This is a genomic window from Acidithiobacillus acidisediminis, from assembly GCF_023277115.1.
Lineage (GTDB): Bacteria > Pseudomonadota > Gammaproteobacteria > Acidithiobacillales > Acidithiobacillaceae > Igneacidithiobacillus > Igneacidithiobacillus acidisediminis.
In genome coordinates this window covers 1,748,405-1,766,244 of the sequence record NZ_JALQCS010000001.1, presented here as the reverse complement: position 1 = coordinate 1,766,244, position 17,840 = coordinate 1,748,405, and the positions used below count along the sequence as shown (strand labels likewise).

The following is a 17,840-nucleotide window of genomic DNA, read 5'->3' as shown; positions in this document are numbered from 1 at the left end:
GGAGTCCCTCATCCATGCCTGTCGAACCCAGCTCTGCCCTAAGCGCCGAAAAGCGTCGCAAAAAGATCCCGTGGAGCCTGTTGCTGCAAATCGTTGTCACCCTCTCTATATTTGCGTGGCTTTTTCATAAAACCGATTGGGCGTCTCTGGCGCAGCGATTTCTGCAGATGCAGATACCTTGGTTCCTGCTGGCGATCTTCGCGTACGCCATGAATCTTTCTGTTTCTTCTTTGCGTTGGGGGGTGATTCTGCGTGCCGCACAGAAGCATGCGCCGGCGGCCTGGCTATTGCGCCTGAATTGGGTGGGCGCTTATTTCAACCAGGTATTGCCTGGTTCGGTGTCTGGAGATGTCGTAAGAGCTTGGTACACGCGCCCCCAGACTGGATCCGCGACCCTGGCCCTGGCGGCTGTGTTTGCCGATCGCTTCATTGGCATGGGCGCGTTGGTTGGCATTGCCTTGGTCGCTTACCTGATTGGCGGACGGGGACTGAGTCTCCTACCAGGGATGGGGGAAACGATCGCGGTGATGAGTGTGGGGTATACAGTGATCATTCTCCTGATCCTCAGTCCTGGCCTGGAGTTTCTCGAGCATCGTCTCGGTAAGGTGGGGCATAAGTTGCATGACATCCGCGCGGGAATGGGCATGTTGCTACGCAACCCGCCGGCGCTTTTGATAACGATCCTGGTGTCGATTTTTGTGCAATTGTGCTCCATCTTGATGTTCTGGGCCTTGGCACATGCCCTGGGAGAACCCCCTCATGCCGTTGCATTGTGGGTGGTGTGGCCGGTAGTCAGCCTTTTCCTGGCATTGCCCATTTCCCTGGCCGGTTGGGGGCTGCGCGAAGGGCTCCTGGTCCTCTACATGGGAGCCTTGCAGATGAGTCATGACCAAGCCTTGGCCCTCTCGCTGCTTCTCGGGGCGACGGTATTGCTGACCAGCCTGCCTGGCGCACTGCTGTGGCTGGGCATCCATCGGCATCCCCTCGCGCAACGCTGATAGACAGCGCGAGCCGCCGGGATCGCCCTGGCTCAGTGATGGAATGGAACGCCGGCAGGCTCCTTGGGATGACGAGGTGGATCATTTTTCAACTCCTCAAGCACATTGCGTAAGTCACGCAGCAGAATTTCTCCCATGTCACGAGAAAAACCCTCGCGCAGCACGATACGCAATACCGCAAGATTTTCCGCCGCCTGTGGCAGGGTATAGGCGGGCACCTGCCAGCCGCGCATCTTCAAGCGCTCCGAGATGTCATACACGGAGAAGTGCGTGGCGTCACGCAAACGGAAGGCGAATACGGGAATGCTCTTGCCGTCACTCAATAAGGTAAACGGCCCCATTTTTGCGATATTATCGCTTAGCCATAACGCAATTTGCTGCAGATTTTGCATGATCCGCGTGTATCCGGCTCGTCCAAGACGCAAAAAATTATAATATTGGCCGACGACCTGATTACCTGGACGTGAGAAATTCAAGGTAAAGGTGGGCATATCACCGCCCAAGTAATTGACGTGAAAAATCAGGTCCTCGGGCAAATACGCCTGGCCACGCCAAACAGCCCAACCAATACCAGGATAGACCAATCCGTATTTGTGTCCCGAGACATTGATGGAAACGACATTCGGCAGACGGAAGTCCCACTCCAGATCGGGGTGAAGAAAGGGAGCAACAAAACCGCCGCTCGCCGCATCTACATGCAGAGGTACCTGTAAGCCCCGTTTTTCATTTTCTGCGACCATGGCATCGTGAATGGCGCGCACGGGCTCAAACTCTCCGGTAAAGGTCGTGCCCAGGATCGCCACGGCGCCAATACTATTTTCGTCCATGCGTGCGGTAACTTCCTCGGGGCTGATCACATAGCGATCTTCCTGAATCCGGATGTAGCGTGGCTCCACATCCCAGTAGCGACAAAATTTCTCCCAGACTACCTGGACATTACTACCGAGGATCAAATTGGGGCGGTCACTGGCCTTTCCTTGGCTTTTCCGCCAGGCACGCCAGCGCCATTTCATGGCCATACCGGCCAGCATGACCGCCTCACTCGAGCCGATCGCTGATACACCAATGGGTTTTTCCTGATCCTGGGCGTGAAACAGATGGGCAATGATCTGCACACAGCGACGTTCGATTTCTGCCGTCTGCGGATATTCATCCTTATCGATCATGTTCTTATCGAAGGTCTCGGCCATCAAGGCACGTGCTTCGGAGTCCATCCAGGTGGTAACGAAGGTCGCCAAATTGAGGCGTGCATTGCCATCCATCATGAGCTCGTCGTGAATCAGCTGATACGCCACCTGTGGGTCAAGGTCGCCCTCCGGCAGATGATCCTTGGGGATGGGATCGCGCATGCGGCGGGCGCCATAGGTGGGAGTGAGGAAAGAATCGGGCTTGCTCATTTTCGGCATCGGCTACTCCTGTCTAGGGCTTCTTCTATAAGACTAGTAGAAATTTCTGTCGGTTGGATGCCGGAAATCCCACCTAAAGCGAACTACAATGCATTCGTGTGGTCTGTAATTACAACGCATCAACGCGAGGAGAACGTGTGGACATCAGCTTTGACGAAAGTGCGGCTTGGATTCGACGCTCCCAGACCGACATGAAAGCGTTTTTGGAGGCTCTTGCGGAGCGCTTGGAACAGGGAATGCCCGGCTTTGTCGAGGCCGAAAGAAAAAAAGATGGGCTATTTTCCCATCACCAACATTTAGTGCATTTGCTGGTCCATGCCGGAGAATTTGATTACCACCTGAATTTTGACGGTACCCATGTGGAGACGCTGCGCGCGCGGGTAGTGCGCGGTGTGGTGCTGAAACGGGAGGTTCTTCCCCTGGCGGAGTGGTTGCAGTCGCTACTGCGCGATACCGCAGGAATCTCCACAGAGATGCAGGCTGCTAGCCAGACCTTGCATGAATTTTTGCTGCAGTAGAGAGGGGTTCACTGATGTCACTGTGGAACAAGATTCAAAAAGGCTTGCACGAGGTTGGCGAAGAGCTGGAAAAGACCGTGGTCAATGTTGCCAGCCAAGTCGGCTCGGTGGCGGTCACCCCCAGCGCCGAGGCGCAGCAGCGCGCCAGTGAATGGCAGATGGCGTTACAACAGCGCCGCCTGCCGAGTTTTGTGCAGGAGCGCTTGCGCAACACGGCGAGCGGACAGCGGCCCTGGATTCAGAGTGGCCCCGTTGCCGCTTTGCTGATGGAACGCAGCCATGGGATTCATCCGCTGGGAATGGTCGGGGGGAATTGCTGGTACCACTTCGGTTTCTCCTGGACCCAAGGCCACTATGAAGGTTGGCACCAGGCCATTGATCGCCTGCGCCTGGAGGCGGTGGCCCTGGGCGCAAATGCGGTGGTCAACGTCGACATGCGGGTTCGACACGGCGAAAGCGATGATATGGACTACTCTCTGATGGGCACGGCTGTGCGGATTCAGGATCTGCCTCCCTCTCGCGAGCCGGCCGTCGCCACCGTCTCCTCCCTGGAGTTCGTGCGCCTGCTGGAAGAGGGGGTAGTACCAGTGGGGATTGCGATTGGTACCGAGTATGACTGGTATCAACTCTGGGGCGGAACCATGCTGGACCAGGCCAACCAGGCAGCACCCTTTTCTGCCCGCTATTGGAACATGGAAATTCCGGACCTCTCGAGTTTTCAGGAAAATGTGCGTCGCCGCGCGCTCTACAACCTGCAGCAGGACGGGCGCAAATTAGGTGCTGGCGTCCTTGCTCATACCCAATATTCCCAACTGTTTAGCGTCAAAGCCGATCAGGGAGAGAGCTTTCTCTGCCGGCATATCGCGATTGGCACCGCCGTCAGTTACGAACCGGCCGTTGCCCCGCAACACGAACTGCTGCCTACAGTTTCTCTGGGTCGCCCATTACGTTCCTATCGCCCACATCGCAAGGATCTGCTATGACTGAAGAAACCCTCTCCCCCCACGCCGTTGAACGCCTGAAAGGGTTGCGGTCCCAAGGTAGCCATGAAGGTATTTTTACCTCCGACTTATCGGTCAATGAATTTGTCATGGTACGCAAAGCCGAATTCGAACCCCTCGGCATGGTGGTTGGCTCGTGCATCTATCATATGGGTATCCAGTACGGAAGCTGGAATCAAAACATGGAGATGGACGTACTTTCTCAAGCCATGTATCAGGCACGGGAGCTGGCCATGAGTCGCATGGAGCAGGAGGCTATCATCCTGCAGGCCGATGGTGTGGTGGGCGTCCGCCTCGAGGTAAAGCGCATGGAGTGGGATCAGGATATTCTGGAGTTCATGGCGATCGGCACGGCGATTGCGCATCGCTCCGGCGCTGCGGGTTTCAAGGGGGTAGGCGGAAAGCCTTTTACCAGCGATCTCTCTGGCCAGGATTTCTGGATGCTGCTGGAGGCTGGCTATCGACCGATGGAGATGGTAATGGGTTCCTGCGTCTATCACGTAGCGCATCAGGGTTTGCTGCGCAGTATGGGCAATATCGGCCGTAATACTGAGTTGGAACAATTTACCCAGGCCATGTATGACGCCCGCGAGTTGGCCATGGAACGTATGCAACGGGAGGCGGCCGATGCGCAGGCAGACGGAATCACGGGCGTTCAATTGCATGAGGGCAGTCACAACTGGCAGCCGCATGTGATTGAGTTTTTTGCTGTGGGGACAGCGGTGAAGGCCATGGATGATGCCGACGCACGCGTCGATGCCTTGCGGCCGCAACTTGTTTTGCCAGTCAATGATTAATAGACCAGGAGTGTGATCATGTCCCTATTCAAACATGCCTCGGAAATCATGCAGGCGCGCATCAATCATTTTCTCGATAACGCCGAGGATCCCGCGGAAACCCTCGACCTATCTTACGAAAAGATGATGAGCAACCTGCAAGACACCAAACGTCATTTGGCGGACGTTGCTACCGAAAAATTGAGTTTGGAGCATCAGATTGCCGATACGCAGAAGGTCGCCGATCAGGCCGAGGCGGATGCCCGTACGGCACTGCAGGCTAACCGTGAGGACCTCGCTAAGGCGGAATTGGCACAGAAACAGGCCGCCCTGAGTAAACTGCAGTCATTGCAGGATGCTCATGACAAGATCGCGGCTCAGGTGGCCAAGCTCAGCGATTTTGAGAGCAAACTGCAGGACAAGATTGAATCCTTCCGCACCCAGAAAGAGGTCATGAAAGGCGAACTAGCCGCTTCGCAAGCCGAAATTCAGGCAGAGAATTCCCTCTCTGGTTTGGGCAAGGGTATGAATGACGCTGGCGAAGCGATGCAACGGGTGCAGGATCGCGTGTCGCAATCGCAGAGCAAGGCCGAGGCTATGGAGTCGCTCATGGATTCGGGCGCCATAGATGACCCCCTCGATCACCGCAGTCATACCGATAAGGAAATGGCGCAATTGCGCGAGCAAAGTGGCGTCGATGATGATCTTGCTCGCCTCAAGGCCGAGATGGCGAAACCCGAGAAGAGCTCTGGCTCGTAGCCTGGAGAATACCGTCTTCCCACCATTCTCCTAGGATGGCCAGCGTCCACTCGCTCGAATATTCGCCCTGCGGGAAGGCGAGGGTATGCGCTTCCCGGGCGATCCTTGGCTCTTCTGCCAAGGCCGTGGCGAGGCGTGCCTGCGCAAGGGGCAATTCGCGACTTATGACCGCTCCCTGGCAATTCTGATAGACCAAGAGATAACAATCGCGTTGCGTTGCTTCCTGTCCTGGCGCCAAGGGGAGATGGACGGCAAACGGATAGTGTTGCACGCGCGCACTGTCCGCGAGCTGAAACGACTGCTCCCAGAGATCTCCGCAGGCAGCCACGGGCTCGGGAGTTGTGCTGATGGCGAGGGTGAGGGTCAGCCATTCCCAATGCAGCAGGGCGGGAAGATAGGCAGGCACTTTCTCGAATTGCGCCGGGTTACCCGTAAGGAAGGCGAAAAACGCATCCGGCACGGCGTGAAAGCTGGGACTTGGGCAAGTGCCCCCAGCAAGAAAGTCATCGACCCATTGCTCCCAGAGTGCTGGCGCGACATGACGTCGGCTTTCGGGAAAGGCATCTGCCAAACTGGCAAAGAAATTGGCGCGAAACATCCCCTGATATAAGGCAAATATCTCTGGTGCCATCCCAGTGGGCGGTGCCGCGGCCGGCTGTCGCAGGCGGCCAGCGAGATCATCCAAGCGGTGCAAGTACTCAGTCGTCGCATCCACGGCGCAGGGCTTCCAATTCTTTGAGCAACGTAGCGAGGGGCGGTATGTCGTTATCCCATTCCAGCAGGGTGGGGCGTGGTCCAAATCGATGCCAGGCCTGCCGCAGCAGCGCACGGACGGCAGGCGCGACGCCACTGTCGTGGGTATCGATCAGCCAGCCTGCCGGGTGTTGAAAATGGCCCGCAACATGAAAGTAGCGAATTCGTTCGGCGGGGAGGGCGGCAAGAAACGCTTCGCTGGAATAATCGTGGTTGTGACCATTGACGAAGAGATTATTCAGGTCCAGTAGTAATTCGCAACCGCTTTCGTCCAGAACGGCTAACAGAAACTCGAGTTCGCTCATGGAGGACTCGGGAAAGCTGCCGTAATAGGCCGTATTTTCCAGTATCAACGGCTGGCCGAGGAAATCCTGCACTTGCTGAATCCGTGCCACGGTCCAGCGCAGACTTTCTTCATGAAAAGGAATGGGTAGGAGATCATGCAGGTAGCCCTGGGAATCCTGACAATGCGACAGATGTTCGCTGTAGGCCACCGCATTATGATCACACAAAAATCGCCGTAATTGTCCCAGGAAGTCCCAGTTGAGGGGTTGTGGACCGGCAATCGATAGTGATAACCCGTGACAGAACAGCGTCTTATTGGCAAGAACTCGCTCTAGTTCTTGCGCTGCCGGACCGGCGAAACCGAACCAGTTTTCCGGCGCAATTTCCACAAAATCCAGTTGAATGTCCGTCGATCGCGCCGCGAATTCCGCTAGAAATTCGCGCCGCAGGCCAAGCCCCCAGGAGCCCACTTTGGTGGTTACATGCCTTTATGATTCATGTAATTCTTGCCACATTTACCATCGTGGGCGCGGATTTGCGCCTTGCTGGTACAATGAGATTCTGCCATCTTCCCTTTGCTGCGGGAACAATTACCTTCTCCCATGCGACGAGAACAATTTCCTTCTCCCATACGTCGGGAACAGTTGCCTTCCCCCATCGTTCGTGAACAATTGCCCTCACTCTTGTGCATGCCGTTTGTCGACATCTGCTGCTGCCCGTTCATGGGCGCGGCGGTGGTGCTGGCATCAGCAGCCAAAGGTAAGCTGCCGAGACTCAGCGCGAAGAGCGACGCGAGTCCCAGTTTGGTCGAGGTATGCATAGGGTAGTCCTCCATATCGTCTACAGTTACAGCGTAATACAATGATCAGCATAAACCAAGAAGACTGCGCGCTTGGCTCACACCTCGCTCACGTTACTCAGGCCCAAGCGCGTCATGCGCCGCCACAAGGTTACCCGGTCAATCCCCAGCTCACGCGCGACAGCACTGCGATTATTGCCATGTTTCTGCAACAGGTTGACGAGTAGATCCCGCTCCTGCTCACCAGATTCAGCCCCGTTTCTGGGCGGAGACTCGCCTCTATTCTGCACCCGTTCGACAAAATCTTGTGGTAGGTCGGTCAATTCAATTTCGTTTTCGCTGGCGCAAATGCTGGCATATTCCATGATGTTGCGCAGCTCGCGCACGTTGCCGGGCCAGGCATAATCGAGCAGTAAATGCTTTACCGGGGAACCCAGTTTGCGCGCCGCCCGACCACCGAATTTGGCGAGGAAGTAATCCGCAAGATGCACAATGTCCGAACGACGTTCCCGCAAGGGGGGCACGGTGACTGGAATGACGTTGAGCCGATAGAACAGGTCCGCTCGAAAATCTCCGCGCTCTACTGCCTCTTTCAGCCCCTGATTGGTCGCGGCCACGACCCGCACATCTACCTTGCGGGTCTTCATCGAACCAATGGGTTCAAAGGCCTGCTCTTCCAGGACCTTGAGCAGTTTCGCCTGATGTAGTTTCGATAATTCGCTGATTTCATCGAGGAAGAGCGTGCCCCCATCTGCTGCGGCGAAGCGGCCAATACGATCACCGAAGGCGCCGGTATACGCGCCCTTTACGGCGCCAAAAAACTCGGCCTCCCATAAATTTTCGGGAATCGCAGCACAATTTACCTCCACTAACGGCTTATGCGAGCGGGGGCTACTGTCATGTAGAAGGCGAGCCAGCATCCCTTTACCCGTGCCCGACTCGCCCTGGATCAGGACGCTCGCATCACTCTTGGCTACCTGCTCGATCAATTCGATGGCCCGCAGCATCTGCGGATCCCGGGTGTGAATACCCGCACGTGCCTCCCCTGAGAGACTACGCTCTGCTTGACGCAAGGTGGTCACGTCCTCGATGAAAAAGACGCGATACTTTTGGTCACGCTGCCGGATCATGCGCGTACGCAGGGCCAGAATGCGGGTTTCGTTGTTGACCGTGACGACGCGATCCCAAGAAATGCACGATTCGGCTGGCCGACTGACGGCATCGTCATGACCGGCAGAGATGGCGGCACGCACCAGTTCTTTCTGCAGCTGTAGGTTTGGTATGTCACGCAACTGCTCTGCGGCGCGGATACCCAAGAAACGATCGGCGACGGGATTATGGTACAAAAGCTTGCCTTGTGAATCGGCAACCATCATGCCAAACGTCATGGTCTCCATGATCTGCGGCATGACGGCGCAGATTACTTCCAGCGCCTTGCTGTCTAGGTTGGTCATCTGTCCTCCTGCATGGGTGCCGGACGGTCCATTGCGTAAGGGTCATAGGGACCACCATACGCCTGGGGAGGAGTGTAGCCTTGTGGCGGCACATATGGTTGAGAATAGCCCGATGGTGCTGGTAATGGCAAAGGACGATCAGGTCCGGAATAGGGGCTGTGCTGATTTGCCCACGGCACCATGCCTGCGAAAAAGGAGAAGGGCGGAGAAACATTCTTGTTCAGGCTCCAGAAATCCGCCTGCATTTGCCCGGTAGCCTGTGCCATATAGTTGGTCGAAGCCGTCATTTGCTGCATGTTTGCCGCCATACTGTCCATATTCCGCTGTACATTGGGGCTCAAGGCCTGCACCTGCTTGGTCATGGCACGTAGATCGCTGCTCATCTCGACCGCTAAGTAGAATTCATAGGCCGCGAGAACCAGAAAAGCAGCGAGGGCCGCAAAAACGATCAGGCGGAGTTGCCGATCGGAAAGGCCGGCGAGATTGTGATGATCTGCAGTATCTTGCCGCAGCTCCTGTGTCATCAATGAGGCTCCTTGTGTGAGGGTTGACTGGCGAGGAGTTTATTCGCCAGCACGGGGTCAAGACGTTGCAGCGTTGGCAGAAGGGCACCAGCCTCCAACGGGCGACCCTTGGCGATCAGCGCGCGTGCGGCATGGTAGTAACTCTCTGCGGCCTGACGGGGTCGTCCGGTTTGGTAATAGATATTGCCCAATTCACCATACCAGCGAGGCTGGGGGTGCCGTTTGATCAGTGCCTGATAATCCGCAATGGCCCTGGCGATGTCGCCATGCCAATAGGCGGCGCGTGCCTGATCGGCCATGGCGACCAGGGATTCTGCCGGCGGTTTTGCTGGCGTCTTGGCAGATACGGATTTTTTTGTGCGCACGGCCGAGCTAACCGGATGCGTTGCCGTTGGCGCCACCTTGGTGGAGGCTTTCTCCTTCGCTGGACCAGCAACGCGCGCAGGGGAGGCTGTTTTGGCGGTTGCTTGGGCAGAAGGAGAGACCTTTGTCGGCGCCGCAGCGGGTGCCTCTTTCGCGATTTCCGCAGCCACGGCAGTACCATCGACCGCCCAAGCGAGTAGGGTGATCGCCGCAACCGGACCGACGATATGAATTAAGTTCCTATGCGTCATTCTCCGAGCGGTCATTGTGCGAGCTCCTGCTGCAAGTGTTGTGCAGCACCCGGATCGAGGTGGCTCAGAATAGGAATCAGAGCCGCTGCTTGACGATATTTGCCCTGCATCAGCAACAGGCTGCCCGCGTGGGCATACGCGGTAGCGGCGGCGATGCTCTGTCCGGAGCGCCATAAGACATTACCCAGTTCCCCGTAGAGGGCTGCTTGATCTGGCCGAGCCGTAATCAGGGCCTGATAATCGGTAATGGCAACGGGGAAATCTCCTTGCCAATATGCCCGCCGCGCGGCCATCAGCAGGGTCAGTTGCCGATTGCTGAGGGTGCCCTCCTGCGCATGCGGCGGCGCTGCAATTGGCGCAAGTGCTGTGGGGGATGTCGGAACTGGTGCTGGAACGGCAATCGATGCTTGGGGTGCTACCGCCTCTGGGGGAGGTGCGGGTTTGGCAGTGCTCGGTGGCGACGCCTTCCCTTGTACCTCGTTCCACTGTCGCACAAAGAAGCTGCGCATCGTCTGCCAGTCGTGTTGCCAGGTATCTGGATGCTGGATCGCGACGATGCCGAGCAGCACGATGATCACCAGAATCACCAAGAAGACGAGTCGCCCGAGAAATTTCACCATGATTGGATCCTCCTTGCGGAAGGCTACGCGGTACTGCTGGATCGCTCCTGGCAGCACCGGACAGCTCAGTACGGGCTGAAAGGCCCGGGTGGAGGGGGAACGAAGTTGCTCGCTGGCGTTGCGCCTTCCTGGGGCGCGGGTGGCATCGTCACCGATCCGTTCTGTTCAGGATATCCGTAGTAGGCCTCGCCCACCGGCGGGTAAGTCGGTGCATAGGGTCGGTAGCCGGAAGAGTAGGCAGAATGGCCATAACCCGCCCCTCCATAGTACCCCTGATAGGGCTCACCGTAGCCTCCGACGGGGCCAGTGCTGAACCGCATGGGTCCGCCATGGGGGCCCTGCATCTGCATATTGCCCATGCTCCATGGCCCCATGTTGCCGGTAAAGGGACCTCCAAACCCAGAGAATGGCCCCATCCCGTTGTCCCAGGGTCCCCAGCCGCCCCAAGGGCCCCAGGCTAGGGCCGGACTACTCGCTAGTCCGGCAACGAGCAGCGCAGCAGCCAAAGCGGCAAAGCGATACGATGTTGTTGTATTCATTTCCGCGCTCCTCTTACCACATGCCCATGGGCGACATGGGTCCCCAAGGCGACATGGGACTCATGCCACCCCAAGGGCTGCCCCAACTGGACCAAGGACTGCCCCCACCCCAGCCGGACCAGGGCATTCCGCCTCCAGACCACGGCATTCCGCCTCCGGACCAGGGCATCTCGTTACCCCCCCAACCCGACCAGGGGGAACCACCGCCGTCCCAGCCGGACCAAGGCTGTCCCCAGCCATTCCATGGCCCACCGGCAAAATTCATCGGCCCACCGTGAGGGAATTGCATGCTGAAACCCCCCATACTCCAAGGTCCAGAATTGCCGTTGAAAGGGCCGCCATAGCCGCTCCAGGGCCCAGAGCTGCTATCCCAGGGATTACTGTAGCCGCCCCCGTCCCAGGGAGCCCAACTCGACCAGGGGGAACCACCACCCCATCCCGACCACGGCATTCCGCCCCCCCACGGGCCCCAAGCAAGGGCACTTACCGGTATGGCCAACGCCAAGGCTCCAGCCAATGCAACCATCAATCTCGTCTTCTTCATGTTCATTCACCTCTCTACTTTTCGTGCAACACAGCGCGCATCAGGGCAACGCTGCGTATCTATCTGGGCCCCCACGGGCCTTGTGCCCAAGGCGGTGGCCCGTAGGGCCCTGCAGCCATTGGCGGCGGTGGCGGATACGCCCCTGCGGGAGGAGGGCCAAAACGACCGGGCATCGGACCGTAGCCGGGAGGAGGGGGCATCATCCCTGGGTAGGGTGGTGGGTAGCCACGTGGACCGTTCATCTGTGGCAGCGGTGGGTAAGGTCCTTCCGGGGGAGGCCCAAAACGGCCCGGCATCGGCCCATAGCCGGGGGCCGGTGGCATCATCCCGGGATAGGGTGGTGGGTAGCCACGCGGACCAGCCATCTCCGGTACGGGTGGGTAGGGTCCCTCCGGGGGAGGGCCATACGCTGCGGGAGGTGGCCCATACGGTTCTGGTCCCGCCCAGCGGGGGGGCATGGGTGCTGGGCCTGGGCGCATGGGTCCGTATGCCATCGGCCCGGGGCCGGAACCATAGCCAGGTGGCATCATCCCCGCCGGAGGCATCGGTGGATAGGGTCTTTGCGGGCCAACTCCTTCCGCTGCGGGACCATAGGGCATCGGCCCCTGCGGCCCAGTCTCCGGATAGCCCTCGGGGCCAGCCGCTGGGCCGTAGCCAGAACGCGGTGCTGCCTGTGCTGGCATCCCGGTTGCCCCCTCGCTCATCTCGCGTGGTGACACTGGATAGGGACCTGGGGGTGGGGGAACATAAGCTACAGGCTCGGAGCGGGCCGAATTCGCCCAGGTGGGCGCTGCCGGCCAAGCCGCAGTGGGACGGGTGTTCGGGTAGTTTGACCAAGGCGCTTTGGGTCCGGCGTTCGGCGCGGAGGGAAATTGGGTCGGCCTGGCGCTCGCCTGTGGCGCGCCTTGCCAGGGGATCATTCCCGAAGGTCCCGGCTGTCCCGGAGCAGCAGCGCTGCTGCCATCCCAACTTGGATAGACCCCAGAACCTACAGATGACATCCCCTCATAGGGAGCCGCAGAGGCCGTCGCGGCAGCAAAAAAACTGAGGGTAATGGCTATAGCGAGAACGCGACCGGGTTGCGGTGAAGACTTTGCTGTCATTGGTGGTCTCCTCGAGATCATTGCTTAGAAAAATAACGCGAAAGGAAGCGACGCCAGGCCGCAATAAACTGGTAAAAATCTTTCCAGAAGCTATGTAATACCAGAGCAATCAGTGCAAAGCCTTTGGATTTGGTCGAAGGCTTATTGCGCGAAGACGCGCGCTTCCCGTCAGCCGCCAAGGTCTCCGTCCGCGTTAACGGATACTCTCCGGCCTGTACTGAAATCCACCTACGCTGGCTCATGGGGAAGGGCGCGCGAACTGGGTTTCTGCCATCGCCAAGGTCAACACTGGCGGGACAAAAGGCGCGCCGACCGCTGACGCAACCCATGGGAATCACCAGAAGGGTAAGAACGGTGGACACCAGCACCCCAAACAGGAGCGAGATCCCCATACCGCGGAAGATGGGTGAGGTGATGATTTCTGCCGAACCGAGCATCAACGCCAGCGCGGTGATAACGATAGGGCGGGTGCGCGTGGCACATGCCTCGATCAGAGCATCGAGCACGGGGTAACCCTCGGCCACCTTCTGCTGGGAGTAGTCGACGAGCAGAATCGAATTGCGCACGATGATACCGGCCAAGGCAATGAAGCCAATCATCGAGGTCGCAGTGAAACTGGCACCAAAGAGCCAATGTCCCGGTAAGATACCAATCAAGGTGAGGGGGATGGGCACCATGATGATGGCGGGAATGACAAAGTTGCCAAATTCCCAGACCACCAGCATGTAAATCAGCACCAACGCAACCATGAAGGCTGCACCCATATCGCGAAAGGTGCGGTAGGTCACCGTCCAGGCTCCCCCCCACTTGATGCTTGCCTGGTCGCCACTCGGTTGGCTGATCCAATCAATGCCCAATGCCTTGCCGGTAGGCGCAACGTACTGGCTGAGGGCCGACTCCACCTCCAACATCCCATACAAGGGCGCGTCCAGGCGGCCTTGGGAATCACCCATCACATACTGCACGGGCCGCAGGTCCTGTTGATAGATCGGTGCCTGCGCAGGAACGCGGGAGAAATTCCCAAGGCTGTACAGCGGTACGGAGCCATAGTAGGGCGAGGGGACGGGCAGGTTGGCCAAATTTTGTACATTGCTGCGCAGGTACAAAGGCGCCTGCAGGCGCATTGGCACCGCCAAATCCTGGCCAAATGGGTGGAAATCGCCCAAGCTGTAGCCGCCCATCACCATCGCCAGGGTATGATTTACCGTTGCGTTACGGATTCCCGCCATGCCCGCGCGCGTGGCGTCGACATGAAAGGCCAGCAAATCATGAGGCGCCATCAGGGTATTGTTGACGTCGGTCAGATTCTTGCTGTGTTCAAATACCGTGGTCAGATGGTGTGCGACGGCATCGCGAACAGCGGTAGACGGGCCATAGACCTCGGCAACCACGGGCGCGAGCACGGGTGGCCCGGGCGGTGTCTGTACCACCTGAATGCGTGCCCCCCAACTCGCAGCCACCTGTTCGATACGGCTGCGCGCTTCCTTGGCCAGCGTTGAACTGGAAGCAGAGCGCCGACTGCCGCTGACCAACTGCACATGAATCATCGCCTGCCAAGGCTGGTTGCGCAGATAGTAGTGTCGCACCATGCCATTGAAATCATACGGTTCTGGTGTGCCAACGTAGCTCTGTACGGCATACACGTCCGGCATACCCCGCAAGCGTTCCTGGATGGCGTAGGTGGCGTTTGCCGTTTGCGGTAGCGCGGTGCCGGCGGGCAGGTTCACGACCACGTTGAAGGCGTTGGAATTGCCATGCGGCAGCATGGTGAAGGGAACCCACTCCACCAGAAATAGCGCGAGACTGCCAAAGAAAGCGAGAATGATGCCGGTAAGAAAAAGACGCCCATAAAGCTTGCGCCGCACCAGAGGGATGAGGGTCTGCGCGAAGAACTTGCGTAGCCAGGCCGCCTGTCTGGCTTCGCGATGATGCATTCGTTCTAAGACCTTCAGGCTGGGCTTGAAACGCAGAATCAGCCACGGCGCCAAGGCAAAGGCAATGAACAGGGAAGACAACATTGCTACGGAGCCGAGCACGGGGATCGGTGCCATGTAGGGACCCATCATGCCGCCCACAAAGCCCATAGGCAGCAGTGCTGCAATCACCGTAAAGGTAGCCAGGGTCGTCGGATTACCAACCTCGCGCACGGCGTCGATGAGGGTGTCGGTGGAAGTGGCATTCTCCAACAGCCAGCGCCGATAGACGTTTTCGACGATGACGATGGAATCGTCCACCAAGATGCCGATGGAGAAAATGAGGCCAAAGAGGCTGACTCGATTGATCGTGATACCAACGATCCATGCAGCAAACACCGTGATGAGCAAGATCAATGGAATGGTAATCACCACCACCGCCGCAGCACGCCAGCCCAGGGTCAGGAAAATCAGCAGGGTGACAGCGGCCGTCGCTACCAATAGCTTGAAGAGCAGCGAATTGACCTTGTCATTGGCGCTTTTTCCTTTGTTGCGCGTGATGCTGACATGGACATCCGAAGGAATTACCGAGCCTTCCAGGGTCTTCATTTTGGCGATGAGGGCCGCGCCCACCGTCACGGCGTTGCTTCCCGCAGTTTTTGCCAGGGCAATGGTGACGGCGGGGGCATTGGTCACCGGCACGCCACCATATCCCTTGCCTGTGGTGTAGGTGACCAAGCTGTGGGCGGTTGCCGGGCCATAGCGCACCCTTGCTACTTGGGAAAGGTAGACTGGCGCACCGTGAAAGACCCCCACCACGAGATTTTGCACCTGCTGCGGGCTGCGCAAAAAGCCGCCGCTGAGGACTGAGAGGTGCGCATTGTTCCCCTCGGCACTGCCACTCTGCAGCTCCTGGTTGGCGGATTGCACCGTCTCGGCTACGGCTTGAGGAGTCAAGCCGTAGGCTGCCAATCGGCTGGGGTGGATATCAATGTTCAGGGCATCGGTAGGGCCGTGAATAATGAAACTCTCCCCCGTATCGGGCACTTCCTTCAGCCGCTTCAACGCACTTTGGGCGATCTCGTTGAGGGTTCCCGGACCCACGTTGTTCGACCACAGGGTGAAGGTCATGAAGGGTACGCTGTTGATGCCCTTGGCACGCACCAATGGTTTACCGGCCCCGGGAGGGATCCGGTTCATATTCGCTGCCAGCTTGTTGTAGACCGCTACCAGCGACGGGGCCATGTGTTCGCCCACATCAAAGCGTACCGTTACCATCGCTTCGCCCTGATTCGACACGGAATACACATGACGAACACCAGGAAGCTCACTCATCAACTGCTGCAGGGGATCGGCAACCATCCGTGCCACCGCTGCCGGTGAGTGCCCGGAGTACGGCACAAAGATGTCGACCATGGGTACCGAAATCTGCGGATTCGAGGCGCGAGGGGTGGAGAGCAGGCCCAGCACCCCCGCTGCAAGTAAGACGATGAGCAACAGCGGGGCCAGTGGGGAGTTAATGAAAATCTTTGCAATGCTGCCTGCCAAGCCCAGATTTTTCGCCGCAACCGGGCTGTCCTCTTGCGAATGCTGGCCGTTACCGTTGCACGCTGGCGCAGTCATGAACTCGCTCCCGTACTAGACGTTACCAGATGATAACCCGAGCCAATGCCAGCGGGCGGATCATTGACGATGATTTCTCCTGGACGCAGGCCAGCCAATACCTGCACGCGGTCATTGGCGAGGGATTCCCCGAGGCGCAACACCCGTAATTGCGTGACCCCGGCAACGTCCACTAGGACGGAAGGCAGGCTGCGTCCTGGAAGAAGGGCGGAGCGGGGAATGGCAACGCCCATGGATGCCGACGACACGGCAGGAAGGCGAACGGTAACGTAATCCCCCGCGCGAATGCCGGTATGTCCGGGCAAGGCCAGCTTTACCGCGATGGTGTGCGTCTGGGCGTTGGCCTCGGGCGCGATCTGAATAATACGCGCCCTGACGGTGCCACGACTCTCCGGGGAGCGTACCTCCAGTGTGTCACCCCAGCGCAAATCGGTACTCATGCCGGTGGGCACCTCGACGAGAATTTGCGCCGGACCTGCCCCTCCCAACACCAAGAGCGATTGCCCCGGTTGTACGACGTCCCCGGGGTTCACGTCCTTCTGCAGAATGACACCATAAAAGGGCGAGACCCCGTAGGCATCCCGGATTTCCGCATCAATCTCGCGAATGCGCCAAGCCGCCGATTCCAGATTGCTGCGCGCCTGCAACGCGGTAGCGCGACGATTATCCAGGCCGGCGAGATAGGTAGCCCACGGGTTCCGCTGGTTGCCCATCATGGCTGCAAAGGCTTGGCCGAACCAAGAAAAGGGATTCCAGGAATTGCCGCCCCCGTAGTTATAGAGCTGCACCTGATACTGGGAGTACCCATTACCCAAGGCCACTTGCGCCGCCTGATAGGCTGCCTCGGCCTGCGCGCGCTGGGCGCGCAAGGCGTTAGTGCCCAAACCAACGACAATCTCGTCACTGCGCACGGGCGTACCTGCGGGGCCGGCAACGTACTCGACGCGACCGGCACTCTGTGCCCGCAACACGACCACTTGACCGGGGATGGCGCGCGCCCCGAGTACTGGCCCCAAGGCTGGAGCTGTGCTTACTCGGAGCAGGCTGGGGCCCGCATAGGCAAGGCCAGAAGAGGTGGCAAGAGCAAGACCGAGCAGCAGATAAGCGTAGTACAGAGGACGGAGTTGCATAGCGAACGAAACCCTCGAGAAATCGTAATCTGACGAAACGGAAGCATAGTTCGTGCCAAATTGTAACTGTTTGTATTTTAGTGAAATTATTAAATTTGTGACGGATATTGTTGCAGAAAGCTCATTACAACGTGATAAAAAACAATGTGCTAATGTGTTGCAAGGCAACTGTTGCGTTGCAGATAAATAAGGGCGAATGCCTAAGCTTGTTGACCCTCAGGAGTCGTTGCAATCCGTGCAACAGCCTAACTCTCGATAACCCATTGAAAACAATGGGGGAGTCATCAGTCTGTTGCAGATTATTTTCCTTCAACTTGAGAATAGTATAACTATAACAAGTAGTTAGATAATGGCATGTAATATGCTTATCAGATTGGCGGTGATTCCGGATTTGAATTGCTGGGTTCCGAAGGGACGTGCGGCGCGTACGCAATCCTGTCGGATGCAGATCGTAGCTAAGTATATAGGAGTTCTTCGATGA

18 protein-coding genes are annotated in these 17,840 nt (G+C 58.0%); 5 read left to right on the top strand and 13 right to left on the bottom strand.

All coding sequences use genetic code 11. The features are described from left to right. Nucleotides 1–14: 14 nt before the first annotated feature. Nucleotides 15–998 carry a lysylphosphatidylglycerol synthase transmembrane domain-containing protein gene (locus M5D89_RS08905; RefSeq protein WP_248885466.1) on the top strand — a complete coding sequence of 328 codons (984 nt, stop codon included), beginning with the start codon at nucleotides 15–17 and terminating at the stop codon, nucleotides 996–998. A 32-nt stretch (nucleotides 999–1,030) separates the two neighbouring features. Here the strand turns inward: M5D89_RS08905 and gad are convergent, their stop codons facing one another. Further along, complete coding sequence (gad, locus tag M5D89_RS08900) at nucleotides 1,031–2,404, bottom strand: glutamate decarboxylase (protein WP_248885465.1); 1,374 nt, start codon at nucleotides 2,402–2,404, stop codon at nucleotides 1,031–1,033. A 137-nt stretch (nucleotides 2,405–2,541) separates the two neighbouring features. Here gad and M5D89_RS08895 point away from each other — a divergent pair, with 137 nt between their 5' ends. The 4 genes from M5D89_RS08895 to M5D89_RS08880 are packed head-to-tail and all read left to right on the top strand — an operon-like array spanning nucleotide 2,542 to nucleotide 5,458. After that, entirely contained in the window at nucleotides 2,542–2,922 is a 381-nt protein-coding gene (locus M5D89_RS08895) for a hypothetical protein (RefSeq protein ID WP_248885464.1), read from the top strand. A 14-nt stretch (nucleotides 2,923–2,936) separates the two neighbouring features. Next, entirely contained in the window at nucleotides 2,937–3,905 is a 969-nt protein-coding gene (locus M5D89_RS08890) for a heavy metal-binding domain-containing protein (RefSeq protein ID WP_248885463.1), read from the top strand. Next, nucleotides 3,902–4,720, top strand: a complete 819-nt coding sequence (locus M5D89_RS08885; protein WP_248885462.1) for a heavy metal-binding domain-containing protein — start codon at nucleotides 3,902–3,904, stop codon at nucleotides 4,718–4,720. Before M5D89_RS08890 ends, M5D89_RS08885 begins: the two co-directional genes overlap by 4 nt. Nucleotides 4,721–4,738: 18 nt before the next feature. Beyond that, complete coding sequence (locus tag M5D89_RS08880; RefSeq protein WP_248885461.1) at nucleotides 4,739–5,458, top strand: PspA/IM30 family protein; 720 nt, start codon at nucleotides 4,739–4,741, stop codon at nucleotides 5,456–5,458. Here the strand turns inward: M5D89_RS08880 and M5D89_RS08875 are convergent. From M5D89_RS08875 to M5D89_RS08820, 12 genes are all read right to left on the bottom strand, one after another. Continuing rightward, nucleotides 5,415–6,173: an HvfC/BufC family peptide modification chaperone gene (locus tag M5D89_RS08875; RefSeq protein ID WP_248885460.1), complete on the bottom strand. Its 759-nt coding sequence runs from the start codon at nucleotides 6,171–6,173 to the stop codon at nucleotides 5,415–5,417. The two genes, M5D89_RS08880 and M5D89_RS08875, sit on opposite strands and share 44 nt — an antisense overlap. Continuing rightward, a complete protein-coding gene (locus M5D89_RS08870) occupies nucleotides 6,157–6,966 on the bottom strand; it encodes an MbnB/TglH/ChrH family RiPP precursor modification enzyme (protein WP_248885459.1) in 810 nt (269 codons plus the stop codon). The genes M5D89_RS08875 and M5D89_RS08870 overlap by 17 nt, the downstream gene beginning before the upstream one ends. An 8-nt stretch (nucleotides 6,967–6,974) precedes the next feature. Continuing rightward, nucleotides 6,975–7,316, bottom strand: coding sequence for a hypothetical protein (locus tag M5D89_RS08865; protein ID WP_248885458.1), 342 nt, complete (start codon nucleotides 7,314–7,316; stop codon nucleotides 6,975–6,977). A gap of 77 nt (nucleotides 7,317–7,393) precedes the next feature. Beyond that, on the bottom strand, nucleotides 7,394–8,749 hold the full coding sequence (locus M5D89_RS08860; RefSeq protein WP_248885457.1) for a sigma-54 interaction domain-containing protein: 1,356 nt from the start codon (nucleotides 8,747–8,749) through the stop codon (nucleotides 7,394–7,396). Further along, on the bottom strand, nucleotides 8,746–9,273 hold the full coding sequence (locus M5D89_RS08855; protein ID WP_248885456.1) for a hypothetical protein: 528 nt from the start codon (nucleotides 9,271–9,273) through the stop codon (nucleotides 8,746–8,748). Before M5D89_RS08855 ends, M5D89_RS08860 begins: the two co-directional genes overlap by 4 nt. Continuing rightward, a complete protein-coding gene (locus tag M5D89_RS08850; protein WP_248885455.1) occupies nucleotides 9,273–9,887 on the bottom strand; it encodes a tetratricopeptide repeat protein in 615 nt (204 codons plus the stop codon). Before M5D89_RS08850 ends, M5D89_RS08855 begins: the two co-directional genes overlap by 1 nt. 11 nt (nucleotides 9,888–9,898) lie before the next feature. Further along, nucleotides 9,899–10,507, bottom strand: a complete 609-nt coding sequence (locus M5D89_RS08845) for a tetratricopeptide repeat protein (RefSeq protein WP_248885454.1) — start codon at nucleotides 10,505–10,507, stop codon at nucleotides 9,899–9,901. Between the two features lie 65 nt (nucleotides 10,508–10,572). Then, complete coding sequence (locus M5D89_RS08840; protein WP_248885453.1) at nucleotides 10,573–11,046, bottom strand: hypothetical protein; 474 nt, start codon at nucleotides 11,044–11,046, stop codon at nucleotides 10,573–10,575. A gap of 13 nt (nucleotides 11,047–11,059) precedes the next feature. Further along, nucleotides 11,060–11,590, bottom strand: coding sequence for a hypothetical protein (locus M5D89_RS08835; RefSeq protein WP_248885452.1), 531 nt, complete (start codon nucleotides 11,588–11,590; stop codon nucleotides 11,060–11,062). 59 nt (nucleotides 11,591–11,649) lie between these two features. Further along, nucleotides 11,650–12,693: a hypothetical protein gene (locus M5D89_RS08830; protein WP_248886484.1), complete on the bottom strand. Its 1,044-nt coding sequence runs from the start codon at nucleotides 12,691–12,693 to the stop codon at nucleotides 11,650–11,652. Nucleotides 12,694–12,710: 17 nt separating this feature from the next. After that, complete coding sequence (locus M5D89_RS08825; RefSeq protein ID WP_248885451.1) at nucleotides 12,711–16,229, bottom strand: efflux RND transporter permease subunit; 3,519 nt, start codon at nucleotides 16,227–16,229, stop codon at nucleotides 12,711–12,713. Continuing rightward, complete coding sequence (locus M5D89_RS08820) at nucleotides 16,226–17,359, bottom strand: efflux RND transporter periplasmic adaptor subunit (RefSeq protein ID WP_248885450.1); 1,134 nt, start codon at nucleotides 17,357–17,359, stop codon at nucleotides 16,226–16,228. Before M5D89_RS08820 ends, M5D89_RS08825 begins: the two co-directional genes overlap by 4 nt. Between the last annotated feature and the right edge of the window lie 481 nt (nucleotides 17,360–17,840).